The sequence below is a fragment of the Paraburkholderia sp. UCT70 genome, from assembly GCF_050434085.1.
Classification (GTDB): Bacteria; Pseudomonadota; Gammaproteobacteria; order Burkholderiales; family Burkholderiaceae; genus Paraburkholderia; species Paraburkholderia tuberum.
Window position 1 is genome coordinate 2,286,912 of record NZ_JBNPVZ010000004.1, and the last position, 18,427, is coordinate 2,305,338.

General features: G+C 60.5%; 17 protein-coding genes, 1 tRNA gene and 3 pseudogenes. 10 read left to right on the plus strand and 11 right to left on the minus strand.

Annotated elements, in window-relative coordinates; all coding sequences use genetic code 11:
* Positions 1 to 79 precede the first annotated feature (79 nt).
* The 5 genes and pseudogenes from pepN to OKW41_RS36145 all read left to right on the plus strand — a co-directional run bounded on the left by pepN (position 80) and on the right by OKW41_RS36145 (position 4,975).
* Positions 80 to 2,776, plus strand: a complete 2,697-nt coding sequence (pepN, locus tag OKW41_RS36125) for an aminopeptidase N (RefSeq protein WP_429575540.1) — start codon at positions 80 to 82, stop codon at positions 2,774 to 2,776.
* A gap of 199 nt (positions 2,777 to 2,975) precedes the next feature.
* Positions 2,976 to 3,254: pseudogene (locus OKW41_RS36130) on the plus strand (type II toxin-antitoxin system RelE/ParE family toxin).
* Positions 3,255 to 3,270: 16 nt separating this feature from the next.
* Positions 3,271 to 3,723 (plus strand): HigA family addiction module antitoxin, encoded by a 453-nt coding sequence (locus tag OKW41_RS36135; RefSeq protein WP_429575541.1) that lies wholly within the window; start codon positions 3,271 to 3,273, stop codon positions 3,721 to 3,723.
* 85 nt (positions 3,724 to 3,808) lie between these two features.
* Entirely contained in the window at positions 3,809 to 4,825 is a 1,017-nt protein-coding gene (locus tag OKW41_RS36140; protein WP_429451239.1) for a class 1 fructose-bisphosphatase, read from the plus strand.
* A 74-nt stretch (positions 4,826 to 4,899) separates the two neighbouring features.
* Positions 4,900 to 4,975, plus strand: a tRNA-Thr gene (locus OKW41_RS36145).
* 207 nt (positions 4,976 to 5,182) lie between these two features.
* Here the strand turns inward: OKW41_RS36145 and OKW41_RS36150 are convergent.
* The 3 genes from OKW41_RS36150 to OKW41_RS36160 form a co-directional block, all read right to left on the minus strand.
* The gene (locus OKW41_RS36150; RefSeq protein WP_429575542.1) at positions 5,183 to 5,563 is read right to left on the minus strand and encodes a hypothetical protein; all 381 of its coding nucleotides are present in this window, start codon (positions 5,561 to 5,563) and stop codon (positions 5,183 to 5,185) included.
* A gap of 372 nt (positions 5,564 to 5,935) precedes the next feature.
* Positions 5,936 to 7,225, minus strand: coding sequence for an MFS transporter (locus OKW41_RS36155; RefSeq protein ID WP_429576534.1), 1,290 nt, complete (start codon positions 7,223 to 7,225; stop codon positions 5,936 to 5,938).
* A 227-nt stretch (positions 7,226 to 7,452) separates the two neighbouring features.
* Positions 7,453 to 7,875 (minus strand): GNAT family N-acetyltransferase, encoded by a 423-nt coding sequence (locus OKW41_RS36160; RefSeq protein WP_429576535.1) that lies wholly within the window; start codon positions 7,873 to 7,875, stop codon positions 7,453 to 7,455.
* A gap of 371 nt (positions 7,876 to 8,246) precedes the next feature.
* On the opposite strand from OKW41_RS36160, the gene OKW41_RS36165 reads away from it, so the two are divergent.
* Complete coding sequence (locus tag OKW41_RS36165; RefSeq protein ID WP_429575543.1) at positions 8,247 to 8,573, plus strand: hypothetical protein; 327 nt, start codon at positions 8,247 to 8,249, stop codon at positions 8,571 to 8,573.
* A gap of 178 nt (positions 8,574 to 8,751) precedes the next feature.
* Here the strand turns inward: OKW41_RS36165 and OKW41_RS36170 are convergent.
* Positions 8,752 to 9,048 (minus strand): annotated as a pseudogene (locus OKW41_RS36170) (MFS transporter); the annotation flags it as partial.
* Here OKW41_RS36170 and OKW41_RS36175 point away from each other — a divergent pair.
* Positions 9,045 to 9,725 (plus strand): annotated as a pseudogene (locus OKW41_RS36175) (MFS transporter); the annotation flags it as partial. The pseudogenes OKW41_RS36170 and OKW41_RS36175 sit on opposite strands and share 4 nt — an antisense overlap.
* 85 nt (positions 9,726 to 9,810) lie before the next feature.
* Positions 9,811 to 10,272 (plus strand): MFS transporter, encoded by a 462-nt coding sequence (locus tag OKW41_RS36180; RefSeq protein ID WP_429576536.1) that lies wholly within the window; start codon positions 9,811 to 9,813, stop codon positions 10,270 to 10,272.
* 218 nt (positions 10,273 to 10,490) lie between these two features.
* Here OKW41_RS36180 and OKW41_RS36185 read toward each other — a convergent pair whose 3' ends face one another.
* From OKW41_RS36185 to OKW41_RS36205, 5 genes are all read right to left on the minus strand, one after another.
* A complete protein-coding gene (locus tag OKW41_RS36185) occupies positions 10,491 to 10,754 on the minus strand; it encodes a hypothetical protein (RefSeq protein WP_429451245.1) in 264 nt (87 codons plus the stop codon).
* Between the two features lie 120 nt (positions 10,755 to 10,874).
* Positions 10,875 to 11,846, minus strand: coding sequence for a Tim44 domain-containing protein (locus OKW41_RS36190; protein WP_429576537.1), 972 nt, complete (start codon positions 11,844 to 11,846; stop codon positions 10,875 to 10,877).
* A 125-nt stretch (positions 11,847 to 11,971) separates the two neighbouring features.
* A complete protein-coding gene (locus OKW41_RS36195) occupies positions 11,972 to 12,328 on the minus strand; it encodes an HPF/RaiA family ribosome-associated protein (protein WP_429451248.1) in 357 nt (118 codons plus the stop codon).
* A 474-nt stretch (positions 12,329 to 12,802) separates the two neighbouring features.
* The gene (locus OKW41_RS36200; RefSeq protein WP_429576538.1) at positions 12,803 to 14,062 is read right to left on the minus strand and encodes a putative Na+/H+ antiporter; all 1,260 of its coding nucleotides are present in this window, start codon (positions 14,060 to 14,062) and stop codon (positions 12,803 to 12,805) included.
* 411 nt (positions 14,063 to 14,473) lie between these two features.
* Positions 14,474 to 14,959: an SgcJ/EcaC family oxidoreductase gene (locus OKW41_RS36205; RefSeq protein ID WP_429575544.1), complete on the minus strand. Its 486-nt coding sequence runs from the start codon at positions 14,957 to 14,959 to the stop codon at positions 14,474 to 14,476.
* A 552-nt stretch (positions 14,960 to 15,511) separates the two neighbouring features.
* On the opposite strand from OKW41_RS36205, the gene OKW41_RS36210 reads away from it, so the two are divergent.
* Entirely contained in the window at positions 15,512 to 15,886 is a 375-nt protein-coding gene (locus tag OKW41_RS36210) for a nucleotidyltransferase domain-containing protein (RefSeq protein WP_429575545.1), read from the plus strand.
* A gap of 417 nt (positions 15,887 to 16,303) precedes the next feature.
* On the opposite strand, the gene OKW41_RS36215 is transcribed toward OKW41_RS36210, so the two are convergent.
* Both OKW41_RS36215 and OKW41_RS36220 read right to left on the minus strand, forming a co-directional pair.
* Positions 16,304 to 16,663, minus strand: coding sequence for a hypothetical protein (locus OKW41_RS36215; protein WP_429575546.1), 360 nt, complete (start codon positions 16,661 to 16,663; stop codon positions 16,304 to 16,306).
* 641 nt (positions 16,664 to 17,304) lie between these two features.
* A complete protein-coding gene (locus OKW41_RS36220) occupies positions 17,305 to 17,556 on the minus strand; it encodes a hypothetical protein (RefSeq protein WP_429451259.1) in 252 nt (83 codons plus the stop codon).
* A 667-nt stretch (positions 17,557 to 18,223) separates the two neighbouring features.
* On the opposite strand from OKW41_RS36220, the gene OKW41_RS36225 reads away from it, so the two are divergent.
* Positions 18,224 to 18,373 carry a hypothetical protein gene (locus tag OKW41_RS36225; protein WP_018421453.1) on the plus strand — a complete coding sequence of 50 codons (150 nt, stop codon included), beginning with the start codon at positions 18,224 to 18,226 and terminating at the stop codon, positions 18,371 to 18,373.
* Positions 18,374 to 18,427: the final 54 nt, after the last annotated feature.

Sequence of the window (18,427 nt, forward strand, 5' to 3'; positions counted from 1 at the left end):
TTTGTACAATGAGCCGACCAAGCCCGGCTCGCGCGCCGTTTGCGCGCCCGACCGCTCGAGTACACCACCACAGAACGCCATGGCCGATACCGCAACGCCCAATGTGATCCGCCGCGCCGATTACGCGCCGCCCGCCTTCCTGATCGACACCGTCGCGCTGGAGTTCGATCTGGTCCCCGAACGCACGGTCGTCAGGAACACGATGCGAGTTCGCCGCAACCCGGATGCGTCGCGCGCCGCGCATCTCGAACTGATGGGCGAGCAACTGGAGTTCGTCAGCGCCGCGATCGACGGCAAGCCATTCCCGAACGCGCAGCCCCACGAGCACGGCCTGCTGCTCGACGACGTGCCGGACAGCTTCGAGCTGACCCTCACCAGCATCTGCAATCCCGCGGAAAACACCACGCTGTCGGGGCTGTATGTGTCGAGCGGCAACTTCTTCACGCAGTGCGAGGCCGAGGGCTTTCGCCGCATCACCTATTTCCTCGACCGCCCCGACGTGATGGCGAGCTTCACGGTCACGCTGCGCGCGAGCAAGGCCGACTATCCGGTGCTGCTGTCGAACGGCAATCTTCTCGAACAAGGCGAGTTGCCCGACGGCCGCCATTTCGCGCGCTGGGAAGACCCGTTCAGGAAGCCGAGCTATCTGTTCGCGCTCGTCGCGGGCAAGCTCGTCGCGCTCGAAGAACGCGTGAAGACCGGCTCAGGCAAGGAAAAGCTGCTGCAGGTCTGGGTCGAGCCGCACGATCTCGACAAGACCCGTCACGCGATGGATTCGCTGATCCACTCGATCCGCTGGGACGAACAGCGCTTCGGGCTCGAGCTCGATCTGGACCGCTTCATGATCGTCGCGGTCAGCGACTTCAACATGGGCGCGATGGAGAACAAGGGGCTCAACATCTTCAACACGAAGTACGTGCTCGCGAACCCCGAAACGGCCTCCGACACCGACTTCTCGAACATCGAGGCGGTGGTCGGCCACGAGTACTTCCACAACTGGACCGGCAACCGCGTGACCTGCCGCGACTGGTTCCAGCTAAGCCTGAAGGAAGGCCTGACGGTGTTTCGCGATCAGGAGTTCTCGGCCGACATGGCGGGCGGCGCCACCGACGAAGCCGCGCGCGCGACCAAGCGCATCGAGGACGTGCGGGTGCTGCGCCAGATGCAGTTCGCCGAGGACGCGGGCCCGATGGCGCATCCGGTGCGCCCGGAAAGCTACGTCGAGATCAACAACTTCTACACGATGACCGTCTACGAGAAAGGCTCGGAAGTCGCGCGAATGTATCAGACGCTGTTCGGCCGCGACGGCTTTCGCAACGGCATGGACCTGTACTTCAAGCGTCACGACGGCCAGGCCGTGACCTGCGACGACTTCCGTCACGCGCTCGCCGACGCGAACGGCCGCGACCTCGCGCAGTTCGAGCGCTGGTATAGCCAGGCCGGCACGCCGCGCGTGTCGGTGCGCACGCGCTACGACGCCGCGCAGCAGCGCTACAGCGTGACACTGCGCCAGGGCTACGGCGATGCCGTGCCGGCCGCGCGCGAAACGCAGAAGGGGCCGCTGCTGATTCCGTTCGCGATCGGTCTGATCGGCAAGGACGGCCGCGATCTGCCGCTGCAGCTCGACGGCGAGGCGAAGGCGTCGGAGTCGACCACGCGCGTGCTCGAATTCACGCAGACCGAGCAGACCTTCACGTTCGTCAACGTCGGACAGGAACCGCTGCCGTCGCTGCTACGCAATTTCTCGGCTCCGGTGATCGTCGAATACGACTACACGGGCGAACAGCTCGCGTTCCTGCTCGCGCACGACAGCGATCCGTTCAACCGCTGGGAAGCCGGCCAGCGGCTTGCCACGCGCGAGTTGCTCGCGCTGGCCGCGCGCGCGGCCACGGGCGCGGCGCTGCAGTTCGACGACTCGGTCGTCGCCGCATTCGCGCGCGTTTTGACCGACGAGACGCTGTCGCCGGCGTTCCGCGAGCTCGCACTGATGCTGCCGTCCGAAGCGTATCTGGCCGAGCAGATGGCCGAATCGAATCCGGCCGCGGTGCACGCGGCACGGCAGTTCGTGCGCAAGCGCCTCGCGAATGCGCTGCGTGACGACTGGCTGAAGGTCTACGAGCAGCATCGCACGCCGGGCGCCTATGAAACGACGCCCGAGGCCGCCGGTCAGCGCGCGCTGAAGAATCTGGCGCTGTCGTATCTGACCGAACTCGACGACTCCGCGGACGCCGTGCGTCTCGCGGCCGCGCAATATGAAACCGCGAACAACATGACCGACCGCGCGGCCGCGCTGTCGGCCCTGCTCAACGCGGCCGCGCCGCAAGGCGGCAGCCCCGAGTCGCAGCACGCGCTCGACGACTTCTATCGACGCTTCGAGAAGGAGCCGCTCGTCATCGACAAATGGTTCGCGTTGCAGGCCACCCAGCGCGGCGGCGCACGACATCCGGTGATCGATACGGTGCGCAAGCTGATGACGCATCCGGCCTTCAACCTGAAGAATCCGAACCGGGCGCGTTCGCTGATTTTCAGCTTCTGCGCGGCGAACCCCGCGCAGTTCCACGCGGCAGATGGCTCCGGCTACGCATTCTGGGCCGAGCAGGTGATCGCGCTCGACGCGCTCAATCCGCAGGTGGCCGCGCGCCTCGCGCGCTCGCTCGAACTGTGGCGACGCTTCACGCCGGCGCTGCGCGACAGCATGCGCGCGGCGCTCGAGAAAGTGGCCGCACAGGTCAAGTCGCGCGACGTGCGCGAGATCGTCGAGAAGGCGTTGGCGTGATGCCTCTCTGAGTCTCGAGTCACATCGGAAAGCCGGCACGCGTTGCCGGCTTTTTTTTCGCGTTGTTTTCAACTGCGTTCACGCGCTCGTGTCGCGCCGTTAGCCGTTTGGCCGACTGTTCATCGGACCTCGCCGGGCAGAAAGTATACGTCCAGGTTTGATGGTTTACATTTAACGCGGTACGTTATACGATTCGACGATCACGACATTCGCAGACAAGGCCACCGCAAGAATTTGCCAGGGCAGGTTCGTGCATTCGTTGCCACGCTCGATCCAGGCGCTAGCGCATCGCTAATTGCTGATGATCGACGCCGCGAGCTCCGTCTCGAATTTGCACGCGCCGCCCGGAAACCGGCTCGAAGCCTTGCAAGGCCAGCGCAGCGGGCAATGGAGCATTCGCATCAATGCGCAGTGGCGCCTCTGTTTTCACTTCGTCGGCGAGGACGCGCTGAATGTCGAGATCATCGACTATCACTGACTACTGGGAGACCGAGATGGTCATCAAACGCTCCGCGCTCAACAGCATCGATTTCTCCGACATCGATACGGGCCGGGCCATTGCCGAGATCCATCCGGGCGAAATTCTGCGCAGCGAGTTCCTCGAGCCGCTCGGCATGTCCGTCAACGCGCTCGCGCTCGCGCTGCGGGTGCCGGCGCCGCGCATCAACGACGTCGTGCGCGGCCGCCGCGCAATCTCCGCCGATACCGCGCTGCGGCTCGAGCGCTACTTCGGCGCCAGCGCGCAGTTCTGGCTCAATCTGCAAATCGCCTACGACCTGCGCGTCGCCACCACCGCCGCCGGCGAGCAGATCGAACGGGAAATCGAACCGATGCCGCGCGCCGAGCGCCCGAAACTGCCCCGCGTGCCGGCCGGACACGCCCGGGCCGCGGCCCTCGCGGCCAGCGTCAGCGGCACCGTCTCGGCCAAGGCGCGCCGCAAGACCTGAAGCCGGCCGTGCGACCAAAAGCACGGAGCCGACACAAACGAGCGGTTAAAATGCCATCATTCTTCTAGCCTTCCGGAGTACAGCAATGTCTTTGCAACGTCGTACCACTCTCACGAAGTACCTGATCGAGCAGCAGCGCGAAACCAACAACCTGCCCGCCGACCTGCGCCTGCTGATCGAAGTCGTCGCGCGCGCGTGCAAGGCGATCAGCTACCACGTCAGCAAGGGCGCGCTCGGCGATGCGCTCGGCTCGGCGGGCAGCGAAAACGTCCAGGGCGAAGTGCAGAAGAAGCTCGACATCCTCTCGAACGAAATTCTGCTCGAGGCGAACGAATGGGGCGGCAACCTCGCGGGCATGGCCTCCGAGGAAATGGAACAATTCTTCCCGATTCCGGCAAACTATCCGAAGGGCGAATATCTGCTCGTGTTCGATCCGCTCGACGGCTCGTCGAACATCGACGTGAACGTGTCGATCGGTACGATCTTCTCGGTGCTGCGCTGCCCGGACGGCCATCAGGCCACCGAACAATCGTTCCTGCAGCCGGGCACGCAGCAGGTCGCCGCGGGCTATGCGGTGTACGGCCCGCAAACGGTGCTCGTGCTGACCACCGGTAACGGCGTGAACTGCTTCACGCTCGATCGCGAGCTCGGCTCGTGGGTGCTCACGCAAAGCGACATGCGCATTCCCGTCGAAACGCGCGAGTACGCGATCAACGCGTCGAACGAACGCCACTGGTATCCGCCGGTTCAGCAATACATCGGCGAGCTGAAGGCGGGTAAGGACGGCTCGCGTCAGGCCGACTTCAACATGCGCTGGATCGCGTCGATGGTCTCCGACGTGCATCGCATCCTGAGTCGCGGCGGCATCTTCATGTACCCGGCCGACAAGCGCACGCCGGACAAGCCAGGCAAGCTGCGTCTGATGTACGAAGCCAATCCGATGGCATTCATCGTCGAGCAGGCGGGCGGCGCCGCAACCAACGGCGACAAGCGCATTCTCGACATCCAGCCGAAGAGCCTGCACGAGCGCGTCGCGGTGTTCCTCGGCTCGAAGAACGAGGTCGATCGCGTGACCCGCTATCACCTCGAAGCGAAGAAGTGATCTCGAAAGAAAAAAATGCCTCAAGGGGCTTGCCAAGGCACTAAAGTAGTCCCTATAATCTCGTTTTTCCTGATGCCGGAATAGCTCAGACGGTAGAGCAGCGCATTCGTAATGCGAAGGTCGGGGGTTCGATTCCTCTTTCCGGCACCAACAGATTCAAGCACTTAGCCCAGTCCTCACGACTGGGCTTTTTGCTTTCTGCGATCCGTGTAAGCACTGGTGTAAGCAATTTTTGTCAATGCGCAGTGCCGATAGTGCCGTTCGCAATGTCACGGAAATCGAAGGTAGCCCATCCCGCCACTCACGCTGCCGCCGTCTAAGCGGGTACAGACGGGGGCGTTGGCATTGCGGACGCGGTTACTCATCGGATAGCGGGGTCGCCTCCCTGTGGGTCAGGCGCTCGCGCCCGTATTCGGCCAGGACGTTCCTGACGATGGCGCGGGCGTTCTCTTCGGTGCCGACCATCTCCGACCCGTTGCCCTGCTGATTGGCCGGTGTCGAGTCATTGGCATACCTCCAGCCCGCCTTGGTGCGCAGCCAGAAAATCGCCGCCTGCACGGTAGGCGACGATTCGTTGTTCGCGGTTGCGATTCGGAAGAGGTTGGCGGCCACTTCTGCATTGGTCGCCTGCAGCGCGGTTGCGATCTCTGTGTAAAACGCCGCCGCGGAAGTCTTGTATGTGACCGCCCGGCGAGTCGTCGGATTGATGACGTGCGCAAGGCAGCGGGCTATTGGCACACCGCACAGAAGCAGCGCCCTGACTGTTGCCCGGTCCTATGGCGTCGGCTGAAATCTCGGTCTTGCCACGATGCCCCCCGCTAAAAGCTGCGTTGCGGTTCGATATTTCCAATCAATCTCGACCCATATATAAGGTTGGAAAAACCTCGCCAGCCCTCATAGGGGTGTCTAAAGATTCGGCCAATTGCCAATGTTAGGCTGCTGAACGCAATTCGAAGGCCGCGCAGCCTACCTCGCAAATATAGTTGCGAACGCTTGGTACCGACCCTGAGCGGTCGACTGAATTTCTACAAAGCGGTCACTCGATCGTGTCTCGGGTAAGTCCGATCCGCACATACACGTGGCGTTTCCCGAGACTTGCCGCGTTGCGATCTACGTAGTTTGTCTCGATTCGGGCACCGCAGATGCTTTGAATGCCTGGGGATATTCGTGACGAAACCAATCTTTCACCTGATCGTGGTTGAGCGCAAAGAATTCGCGCGATCGCGGAATCAGGACAAAACCAAAAGCGAGCAAACAAGTGGCAAAGCCGAAGCATGTATAGACCTCGCCCACCGCCCAATGCGTGAGCGCAGCGCCTGCGATCATTGGTCCAAGAATGCCCGCAATCTGCGTGGTCATCATGCTGGCAGCGAGAATGCGAACGCGGAAGTTCTGCGGGATAGCCAATGAACGGTGCGTCGCGCCGACGAGCCCCATCGATGCATTGGCGAAACCCACACATGTAAACGCCAGTACGAGAACGATGGGTGAGTGCGCCCAGCCCGAAGCAGCAAGCGCCAGCCCTTCGCACATGGCGGCCCCTACCCTGACATTGAATCGGCCGAAACGACTGACCAGCGCATCAGAACCACGAAAGCTGCCGAGAAGCAAACCTAAGGATAAGGCCGCTTCGCTAGCACCTAGCCAGAGACCCGATAGCCCAAGTGATTGAACTTTGAGCGGGATCAGCATGCCGACTGCAGGGCCCTGGAATATCCAAACGAAGAAATTGACAAGCGTCCAGCCGCGCTCCAACGGGACGATCCATTTAGCATGCAGTCCGGCGCGCAGGTCTTCCCACCAACGGGCTAAACCGCGATGGCGTTCGTTAGGCTGAGTATGCGATGGAAGCTGCCAGGTCACGTAGGCAGCGACGCCGAGCAAAATGCCGTTCATCCAAAGTGTTGCGGCGATACCGCCCAACGCCAGAGTCGCGCCAGCCAATGTGGGTCCTAAGGCACGGCCAGCCGCCTGCGTCGATTTACGAAGACGAAGCATTTTGGCCAAACGATCCGCCGGAACAAGTTCAGCCGAAATTGTGGAGCTAGCCGGATCGATGAAAGCTTTCGCGATAACCGTCACCATGCCTATGCAGACGATCAGCATAAGCCGGTAGTCGGACAGGGACGCGAGCGTAGCTAGGGTAAAGGCGACGACCATCAGGGCGCACAGACCCCATGCAATCTGCGGCCTCTTTGCGTAGCGGTCCCCAAGCGGCGAAAGTAGTGGCATTGCAAAAATCGTGGTGACGGCAATGCTTACGCTGTAGATCGCCAAGTCATGTGCTCCGCCCAGATGAACGATCCACCAAGGGAGCGTGATGTAGCCAACCATTTCTGCCAAGATCCTCAGCAGATCGCTGAGAAGCAGACGGGCTAGAGGGACGCCAATTGCGTTTATGTGAGACTTGATTCCCCGAAACACCGTCTTCCCCCCGTTGAGTTCGATGATGCTACCTCAACATCTTTTGCCGAAATTTAGATGCACGCCTCCAGACGCTGGCGTTTCGCTAGTGGACGACATACATGTCCGATTCGCGACTGGCGACGCTTCAGATAGCGATTGTCAGCAATTCACGGAGGTATGCCGCTTGGCCGTATATGGCCGAAGAGGGCTCGACGGGTTCGTCAGTGGCCTAGTTCAATGCGGTCGCGAAGAGACTCAGCGAGTCCATAGGCCGCCGTCTTTCGGAAGCGCTCGATCAAGACACCATTGCATGCTGCGATAACCCGCTGCGAAGCTATATTTTCGGGGTCAACCGTTAGCTCGACGTAGGACAAACCCTGTCGCCTCGCTTCGCCGAGCATCAAATTGAGCGCCTGCCTGGCGTAGCCGTTGCCTCTCTTCCACGGCACGAAAGAGAAGCCGATATGTCCGAGCACATTCGGCGGCAATTCGGTAGTCCCGGCCTGCCAACGAAATCCGATTGCGCCGCTAACATCGCCGTCCCAAATCCATCGGACAATGCTTGGTAGACAGGCGACGGTCGAGCCTCGGGCAAAGGAATCGGACCGCCCGATGCGGTTGGATCGTCCAGGCCGTCGACAAATGCCTCCGCGCTCACTTCGCTAGCGTGCAATTGTTCGCGCGCAGCGACCTCTTTACGAACATTGTCAGGTGACCATCCCGTCTCAAGAGCCGAAACGTAGCTCGGCAGCAACGCGGTCGTAGGTCTCAACAGTTCAATTGCGCTCATTTTGTTCGGTGCGTGTCAGGGAGCAATGATTGTCAACAGTTTAAGCGTTGCCGTCGAACGTCCCAAATTGGCCGGAAAGAGCCCGCACGCGGTGATGGGTCAATATCGACTGGCAAGGGCCCCGGATATGGCAGCCAGGGGACTTGCAATGGTGATGGTCCTGCTATCACTATTGCGTGTACTGGGCTACAGATGCTTTTTGAGCTTCGGATTAGGACGGACGCCGTGAGTACTCTCTGCCGAGTTCAGATTGCCGTAACGATTTCCGGGGTTGTCACCGGATGCGTGTCGCAGCCAATTGGGCCGGCGGTAGCTGTGAAGCCGGGGCGCGACAAGCCATTCACCGTCTTTCTGCGGGACGATGCGCAGTGCAAACAGTATGCGAGAGAGCAGCTGGCGCGCGGCGTGGACACCCGCGATCAGAGCGATGCCAACGTGTCACGGGCACAACTGAATGTGCAGCAAAGATACTATCTCGCGTACCTGGAATGCATGCGCGCGAAGGGAAATGAGGTGTCGGACGGTGCAGCGCCAACTACGCAGTTTGAATAGGCGATCTTCAATGTGTTGTACTTTCCCAGATGCATCGGTTACGAGCCCATGCAATTTTTCTGGGAAGACTTCCTGAATTCGCTTCCCCGACTACCTGTCAGGTCCGGTCCAGGCTAATACACATAAGGCGACTTGGCGGCCGAAATACAGCCATTGAGATAAGAAGAGAATCTTTATAGCCATGTCCCTGCGACCGTGTAACCTGGACCCAGCGCGTTAGCAGCGCGGCGACAAGCGGCACAACGAGCATGGGAGCAGACAGCGCGAGCCTCAGCAAGCCGGCGTCGATCTCGCTGTAGCCGTCGGCGCCGATGAAACGCAGTGGCAGCACGACGAGCAGCACGATGTAGCATTAGCAGGTTGCGATCGGCAGCACCTGCACGCCAACGAAACGCGGATAGCGGAACAACGACAAATCGAGCATTTGTCGCGCGACTCGCGTTTCGATCACCGCGAACGCGGCGATCAGCAGTGCTCAATGCCTACACGCTCGCGTTCGCCTGCCTTCTGCTCAGCGCAGGCGCGCTCGGTGACCGGCTGGGGGCACGGCGCGTGTTCGTCAGTGGCTTTGCATTATTTACTTTGGCGTCGGTGGGATACGGCTTCGCAACCGGCGCGGCCATGCTGGTCATGGCGCGGGTGGCGCAGGGCGTCGGGGCTGCGTTGTGCGTGCCGTCGCCGCTATCGCTGCTCAACGCGAGCTTTCCCGACCCTCGGGCGCGAGCCGAGGCCGTGAGTATCTGGGCCGGAACGGCCGCGCTCGCGCTCGGGGCCGGTCCGATCGTGGGAGGGGGGCCGGTCGACTGTTTCGGCTGGCCGAGCATCTTTCTGATCAACGTGCCGTTCGGTGTTGCCGGCATCTGGCTGACGCCAGCCCATGCGCCCGATACTGTCCGTGACGCAGCGCGCCGCTTCGATCTGCCGGGGCAGATGTTGGCGGTGGTTGCGCTCGCCGCGCTGATGTTCGGCGTCGTCGAAAGCGGAAGCCTGGGTTGGGGAAGTCCGGCTGTGCGGACGGGTATCGCTTGTTCCGTCGTGTTCGGCCTACTGTTTGTGCTGGTGGAAAAGCGGCAACGGCATCCGATGCTGCCGCTTTCACTATTCCAGATACCCACCATCAATGTGAGTTCGGCGATAGGGCTGTCGCTCAACTTCGGCTATTACGGGCTGATGTTCGCGATGAGCCTCTTCTTCCAGAGCGTGCGGCACTATATGCCGCTCGACCGGCGTTGTGACCGTGGCGAACCTCGCGTCTGGCGCCCTCACGGCACGGTTCGGCTACCGTCTTCCGATGGCGGTCGGGCAGGCTCTGGCGGCGGCCGGCTTCCTGTCGCTCGGATTGATCGAGGTCAGCAGCAGTTACCTGGCGATTACGGCGCCATTGCTGGCGATCGGTGTCGGTGTCGCGCTAGCGGTTCCGTCGATCAATACTGCGGTTCTTGCGAATATCGATCCGCGATCCGTCGGTATTGCTTCAGGCGTGCTGAACACGGCGCGTCAAATTGGAGGCGCACTCGGAGTAGGTGTCTTCGGATCGCTCGCCATCGGAACGGCCGGCAACCTGGTCAGCGGCCTGCACGCGGCCGTCATGATGGCTGGGGCTTTCATGGCGGCGGCCGTGGTAATGGCGATTACGGGTTTGAAACCGGCAGGATCGGTGGAGCGGCCGGGAGCGGCTTGCCAGGGCGTTCGACGGTGAGACCGTTGTGGATGTGATCGGCTCTAAGCGACCCTGCTCTGCCGTTTGCTTGTCCGTCGGCCGAATGGCCGCCTTGAGATGGGGATGCGACACAGCGTCCTGCCGGCATAATCAGGAAATCTGCCAGTGCCGACAAGTGGGGCCAAGCCGATTCTATCGAGCATGCACGCTGCTCGCTCAAGGCTATCGTTGACGCGTCCGCGCATTGAAGTCATTGATTAATCGGCTGATCCAGTCGTGCAGTAGTGAGCAAACTGTTCTGCGGAGAGCGCGAAACCCTTCTGCTTGGCGAGTTCCCAAGGACGTTCGCATTGGTGCGTGGATTCACACCAAGAATACCCAGCCGAACCAATACAACCATGTGCATCGCGATCTGCACCGACAACGGGTGACGGGCTGCTGGGCGGCGAGGCCGCGCAAGCGCCTAGCAAGCATGTCATCGTGACAGTGGCCAGGCAAAGAGAAAAGTAGTCTCGGCGCATAAAATGAGTCCCGGATTTGTGTGACGTCGGATTTTAGTCTTGTTGCCGTTTGCGAGTCGCGCAATAGCGCTTGTGGGCTAACCGGCAGCGAGCCGCTGCCGGTTCCGACCGCGCTCAATGCTAACGGCCAATCTGCTGTATCCCCGCCAGTCGCCAGGCCTGGTCGCCATGCCCGTGGCCCACGATGTTCCAGACCTCCTCAAACGGTTGCGCCGTCTGCGCGTCCTCGTCTTCCCGCATCTGGCCGTGAAAGCGAAGGCTAACCAGCGTTTCGCTGCCATTGTGTTCCGTGGTCAACAATTCCACGTCCAGCTGCGTGAATTCCGTATGGCTCGGCTGGTTGCCCCGATCTTCCAGGTCCCGCTTGATCACCGCGAACATTTCCGGGGTTGTCAGCTCGAAAAGGTCGCCTTGTTCGTTCTGGTCCCAGGCGCGTTGCAGACGCAGGAACAAGGTCTTGGCCGATGCCAGCAAGACCGCCTGATCGAGCCCGACAGGCAGCCCCGGCACTGTCGTTGTTTGTGCCGCTGCTGCGGGATTCATCGCTGTGCGCGGCCAGGCACCGAAATTCGTCTCAGGCGCCGTCTGCCCGCTCTGATTCATGAGCAAGGAGCCGTTCATGCGCTGCCCGTTCGCCGCGTCGTGCCCATAAGCGAGATCCGGACGGCGCCGGTTGGCAATGAAGCGGAACAGCATGATGCCGACGACAATCACGAGGCCGATCACCACTACGCTCGACAGCATCTGGGCCAGCCCTTCACCCAGCCCGAACGACGACATCAGCGCGGCAATGCCAAGTCCTGCGGCCAGGCCGGCGAGCGGGCCCATCCAGCGGTTGGCTGGCTTCGCGGCAGCGGCCGCCGGCGCGGCCTGCTGCGCCGGTTGAGCTTGCTGGCTCCGTTGGCCTTGCCCGGACGGCGACGCCGTCTGCGACTGGCGGCCGACGCTACTGCCACCGCCAATACGCTTCGCTTCGGCATGGTTGGATGCGACAGTGCCCGCGACGAGCACTAGCGCCATGGCCAGTACAGCGGTACCGCGCGTCACGACACGCGCAAGGCGTCGCAGCTGATTGATTGTTTGTGAATACATAAGAACCGCTCCTGTGTAGGGCTGAAACTCGCGAAGGTCGCCCGAATGCGTCTTCCTTCCCGGACCGCAAAAAGCGAGCAATACCGCTCGTACGATGCCACCGTAGCCGTGCAAGCATGGCTTGCTTAGACGGCATCAGGCTCAGCGCTCCAGGTGCACTCGCGTTGACTCGCGCGGCGCTTCGCGAGGCGCGCCTGGCGCCTCCGGACGATCGAAGAAACGGCGCGGGCAAGCGCGAGATCGAGGGCGCCGCGCCAGTCTTTCGCAATCGACGTCACCACGACCGGATTCGCACCGGGCACCTGCACCTGCACCTGGCAACGCTTATCGAGTCCGCGGCGCGGGCCGTTGACGTCGGAGAGATTGACGGTGGCCCGGGAAACCAGCCAGGCCATCCGGCGGAACACAAACTCGGTGCGTTGGCGCGCGAAGCTGCGCAAGCGTGCAGCTTCAATGTCGCAGGACTTGAACAGGACTTGCATGAGACCTCCATCAGAAACAGAAAGAAAAGACTGGTTAGCGAAACAACGACCGCCGGGGCGGAAGCCTGTGTGCTTAGTCGTTGAAGCCAGTTTATCGGTTTAACGCACCATTACAATCCCCTTTCACCCAATTGATACTTGTCGCGTCTGCAACGTCACCCCAGTGGGCGCAAAGCAATTACAAACGACAAAACGCCGGAGCGAATGACGAATTCGCGCCGGCGCAAAAGTGCAATGAAACGCTAATACTGGAAGGGGATGGAATGCCAGTCTGCGCGGCCAAGTGCAGGCTGCCGTCACGCGCGTTCGTCATGCCGCTGGCCGCGACCTGCGCAGTCGTGGTGGTCTCGTGCAAAATCCAGGCCGGTGTTGGTTATCGCCGCAAGACGTTATTCATCCTGGCCCGGCGTCCTGCGACTGCGCGCCATCGAATCGCAGCCAGTTGGGCGCACTGCCGGACAGCGGTGCGGCAACCTACAGCAAAAGCAGCGTTGCCGAGACGACGCACGTCGGCACGATGGCAGCGATCAACAGGCCGAGCAGGCTGACTGACTCATCATGGAATCCCTTGTGCACGATAGCGAGTCCTGCGGGATTCGGCGCGTTGGCGATCACTGTGAGACCGCCTCCAGCGACTGCGCCGGCCAGCAGCATGTACTTCGCCTGGTCCGGAAGGCCCGCGATCAGCGAGCCGAGATAGGTAATCGCCGCGTTGTCCATGATCGCCGTCAGGCCAAGCGCGCCGGCATAAAGTGCGTAAGCATCGAGCGATGCGACGACCGGCTGCAGCCACCATCGCTGCAAACCCCCGAGCACGACCAGGCCTCCGAGAAAGAATGCTACCAGCAGGCTCTCGCGCAACATCAGCGGCGACTGGTACTGCTCGTATGCCTGCGTGAAGCCCAAAAAGAAAAGCAGGAGACCGATGAAGATAACCGGGTGATGGGCCGACAGCACCACCGCGACGAGAAAGCCGGTGTGTATCAGCGTGACGCCCGTCGGAACAGGAACCGCGGCGGCGGGCGCGTCGTTGCGCTCTGCGTGCTTCGGGAGCTTGCGGTGCATGAATAGCAGCAGGCCTGTTGCGTTGACCAGCACCGCGATGGCCGCCTTCCAGCCAAACTGCGCCGCCATAAACGCGCTGTCCCATCCCCAGGCGGCGGCAACCATCAGCACCGGAGGCGCGGCGTAGGCGGTCAGCATGCCGCCGACCGACACGTTGACAAACAGCACCGCGAGCGTGAGATATTTCCAGTGTTCGGCGATCGGCGACCTGAAAAGCCGGTCTCGCAGGATCAGCGCTGCCAGCGTCATTGCGGCCGGCTCCGTGATGAACGAGCCGAGCAACGGAACGAGGGTCAGGGAAAGCCAGATGACGCCTGTTTCCGTCTTGACGGGAAGGACACGCGCGATGTGCGACACGAGCGTCGTGACCGCGTCGAGAATGGGCCGGCTCGCGGCGATCACCATGATCACGAAGACAAACAGGGCTTCGGTGAAGGAGCGCGATTCAGCATAGGCCACGGCCTGCGCAGAACCGGCCAGCGCGACGATAGCCAGACACAGGATCAGGGCCCAAAGGCCGAAGACGACTTCCACTTCGCCGAGAAAGTGAAACAGGCCCGCGTGGTGCGGGTGCCGGTGGGCCAGAACCTCGAAGCGTTTCGCGAGGAGCGTATGGAGCAGGGCCAGTCCGAAGATGACTGTGCCGGCGATTTCAACTGAATGTGGCATGTGTTCGCTTTGAATGGCGATGGAACGGACTCTGGAACTCACGCGGTTGGTGTTGCCGCCGGCCGGATGGCCTCGCTTTAAGGCAGCTCTCAGCGTAGCCACGACATCGTGCCGCGTATGGGTATCGACGCGGGCAAGCAGCCTGACCGTGTGGAGGCCGATCCTGAGCGCGTCGACTTCGAGAAAGTTTCCGGAGGCCGCCATGAGGTTTGTAGTGCAAATTAATTGTGTCAATCCAGAATTCTGGCGGCAGGGCCGAGCGGCGCTTGGAATTCGTTGAACTTGAATTCTTATCGAGGGGCTAGCCGGACTCAATCTCCAGTTGACAGCTTTCATTTGATCTATGAGGGTTGGCGGCCGAAATTCCCCTCGATTCTGCGCGTGAAGCATGCGCGGTTGTTCAATGGAGTGTTACTCCGGCATCGTCGACGAATGGTGATTGAGGATCTTCCACTCCCCATCAACCTTCTTGTACACGAATGTATAGCGCGCATGCACCTTCTGATGCTTGCCGTTCTTCACCAAGTCGAACGTATAGACGCCCGTGTCCAGCGCCGAATCGTCGCTCAGCAAGCGGATCTCGCGGAGGTTGATCGTACCGTGCGGTTTCAGCTTCAGAAACTTCACGAAATAGTCTTTGATGCTGGCGGGAGTCGTGCGGATTTCATTGGAAACCGTTGGCTCCAGTACGGCATCGGGTGCGTACAGCCGGGCAACGGAGTCGGCGTCGCCCGTTGCGAGCGCCTCATTCCACCGATCGAACAGCGACGCGATTTCAGCTTCGCGCTGATTCGTCGGCGCCACGGCGATTTCGCGATAGACCTTCGGTACGAGGGCTTCGCCTGCAAACACGCTAGTGCTGAAAACAACTGCGGCGGCGATCAATATCTTCTTCATTTTTGCGTTCAATCCATTTAAATGAGAACCAACGAGGAGTCGGGAAACTACAGCCACCAGGCGCCTTAGGCTACAAGGGAACCTTTCAGGTATCGCCGCCTGCCAACGGCCAGCCAGCTATGTCGTCAGTCGACCTGTCCGGGACGGATTGTGATATTACACCCAATATTGATGTATTCGTCAACTATGACGTTAGAGGAAAGTTTTAGCCTCGTTGTTCGCAAACGCTTCGCGCGAACAGACGCCTGATGACGTTGCAAGCGCGGAAACTCACGCGTCGACGCGCACGACGCAACGCTACGACCAACATTCGAGCGCGATCCAGTTTGAAGAGGTTGAGCGGATTTCTTTATAGAAGTGGACAGATATTCAGCGTCAAATCCACGCCGGACTTCCGCCATTCGATCGGGCAAATCGAATGTCTCTTGATGGCCGGACGCGGCTGATGTGACAGGCCGCGCCCCGAAGCTAACGCGGCCAGTTACCGAAGGCTGGCGCAGGAACGTATCAACGGACCACCGCTAACAAGCTTCCAATCCTGTGGGGTCTCCGATGAGCTTTGAAGAATTCCTCGAAAGGTCGCGAAACAAGCCCTCTACGACATTACAGACCGCGCTTCTCATTCGGATCGCCGATGCTCTTCGAGAATCGCCTGAATGCGCCGGTGCGGTGGTTGTGGGGTCCTTTGCAAAGGACAGCGCAGACCGTCTCTCTGATATCGACCTGGTAGTCTTTTGTCTGGAAGGCGCAGGACATTCGTTACTTCAAACGATAATCAAGCAATTCGCGCCGTCAAAAATTCTTTTCACGTTCGACGGCATGCACGATTTGGACAGCCCATTCCAAAAGCTCATCTTCGAGGACTTGTCTTCTATCGAGTTTCACGTGGTGAACCGCCCCGGATTTGGTGGAGGCTCCAACTCTTGATTGAATCGGATTGCCCCAACGAGCATTTGGTGATCTCCGAAAGCGCGAGAATCGGACTCTCATAGCTCTTTGTTGAACGACCCAAACTGGGCCGAAACCAGAAGTTCCTCTCCCTGCTCGCGCGAGGCCACGCAAGTACTAGTGCATGGTATGCGTGACGTGGAAATAGATTTCAGGCGCCTCATCGCGCCCCGTCCTGCGCTTCGCTGTCCGACGCATCAATGCACGCATATGCGACACGTACGAGATTTGCCGAAACCGCCGCATTGGTATCGCGGAGCGCAATGGCCAGTTCGTGCGCAAATACGCGTTGAAACACTGCCAGCGCTCCTTCATTTCCTCTACCACCTGTCGCGAATAGCCAGCGAGCGAGTCACGACAACCATTTTGCGGTGTCGCGCTCGAACAACTCATCCGCTATCCGCTGCGCCGCCGTTTGCCAGTTATCCCGATTCGCCGGTTCACCAGCCTCGGTGGGTAGTTTCGCATCGCACACTGGGAGCGCCATTTCGTCGGGCAAGTCATCCCAGATGTCCCGCGCCACGCCTGCAACACGATCCGTAGCACACCGAACGTGGTCAGCCCGACATCGCCGTCGTTATAGAGGAAGCAGTACACGCACAACGTCAGCCAGCACACCAGCACGATCACACCGAAAGTCACGCGCGACAGCCGGCTCAGCACTCTCGCGCACAGGGAAAACAGAAACAGAACGGCGAACCATTCGGCGCTGATCGACCACGACACGAAGTTCCAGCTCGCTTCGCGACGAAACATCGGCCGACGAACACCAGAAACGTCACCAGATAAAGCGGATACACGCGCGCAAACCGCTTGACGATAAACGATCGATAGTCGACCCAGCCGAACGCGGTCGCTCGCGAAGGAAGATGCGTATAGGCAAGGATGAAGCCGCGCAGCATGAAACAGATGTCGACACCCCAGACCCAGTTATCGATGAGTTGCACAATGCCGAGTGGCAGCCCTCTTCGTTGTCGGCAAAGTGATGAACGACCGCGAGCAACGCCGCGAACGCACGCAGTCCGGTCAGGCCGTAGATCTTTCGCATTGAATTCCCCGGCGATCACGCAAGTGAGCACGACGCAGCGCCAAGTAAAAGAGGTGCGGCCACGCGATGCGCGGCTCCCAGCGGCAAATAGTGTTGATGCAACGATGTTGCGAGACAGGCCTACCCTCCTCGCGCAGCCGGCCTTCGGTATCGGCTCTTTGCAGACTGATGCGGGTGTGGTTGCCGGTTCGCCCGACAACGGGTGAGAGGCCGACGGCAGCACGGCAGCACGGCAATTGCAACGTATAAGTTCGCCGCAACGCGGTGTGTGCGCTGACACCTCACTTGATCGGTAAGGTCTCGAGGGTGCGCCGACGAGTCGCTTCGGGCCTGATACAGCTGTTTGCGGTCAACGTCGCTCCGCGTCCGGCGCGACGTCGCGGCGCAACGCATGGCCAGCCTGGTCGGGAACGTGGAGCGGGTCGTACGACCGTGGCATCGCGAGGTTGCGCGCAACGACGGTATCGGCCTGTGCGCTCGGCTGCTGGCGTGGCGCGCCGTATGCGGCTATCGCTTGCGCGGGTGCCGACGCGAACCACAAGATCCTGCCGGCGCATTCGAGGCCAACCTGACGTCCGTTCCAGTAGACAGCGTTTTCCATCGCGACCTCTCCCCGAACATGAAGAACGTCATCATCCGCGCTGCGCCTCGCGTGTCCGTCTGCCAACGCACGTCGAGCCATCAGTAGTCGCTTCAATCATAGGTGGCCCGGTGCGCTGCGCATGACTTGTCACCAAATGAGGTCCTTTTGTCACAGCAATGCGGGAATGCGTTTGCCAACCCACTGTCAGTCAGTTGACTAACGACAAAAATCTTTAAATAGTGTTTTGTGCGGTCAACGCGATGGGGAATGGGTCGTTTACAAAGAACTAGACCGCGAGTTATGCAATCGGCAAATTGGTACGTTCAGTTCAGGAAAAGCCAAAAACCTGTCGATGCGGCAATGCACAAGGTTGTCACGATTTGGTCATGCGAAAACGTTAGATGCAGCGCAGCGACAATATCGATCGGTCGTGCTGAAGCATAGGCTGAGCAAGTCTCGAGAGGGACTGGCAGAAGGAGCGGGAAAGAGATGATTTCGCGCTGGCAATTAAGCGGATCAAGCAGACCGCGAAACGCAGGCGATAGTCAGACGATAAATTTTATTCAATCCCTCGGCTGGTGTGTCGGCTTGTGCCGTTAAAGCAACAGAGTGTGTATGACTCGCATCGGACACTGGTGCGATGCGGGGAACGAGGCCGATAATCGATTCGCAAAGGAGAAAGATCATGGATGCCAAACCACCGAAGATTCCGACCCCGGACAAAGTTCTTTACCCGGATCCGGAACCTGTGGCCGTCGAGTTTTTGGGAGCCGAGCTGCCCGAGCATGTTCGCGCTTTCTTTGACGAACAACGCAAGTCGTGCGATCCGAAGTAATGGTCCCTTGGCGCGGCGCAGCATTCGCGCTCGTTGATTTCATGCGCGGCGAAT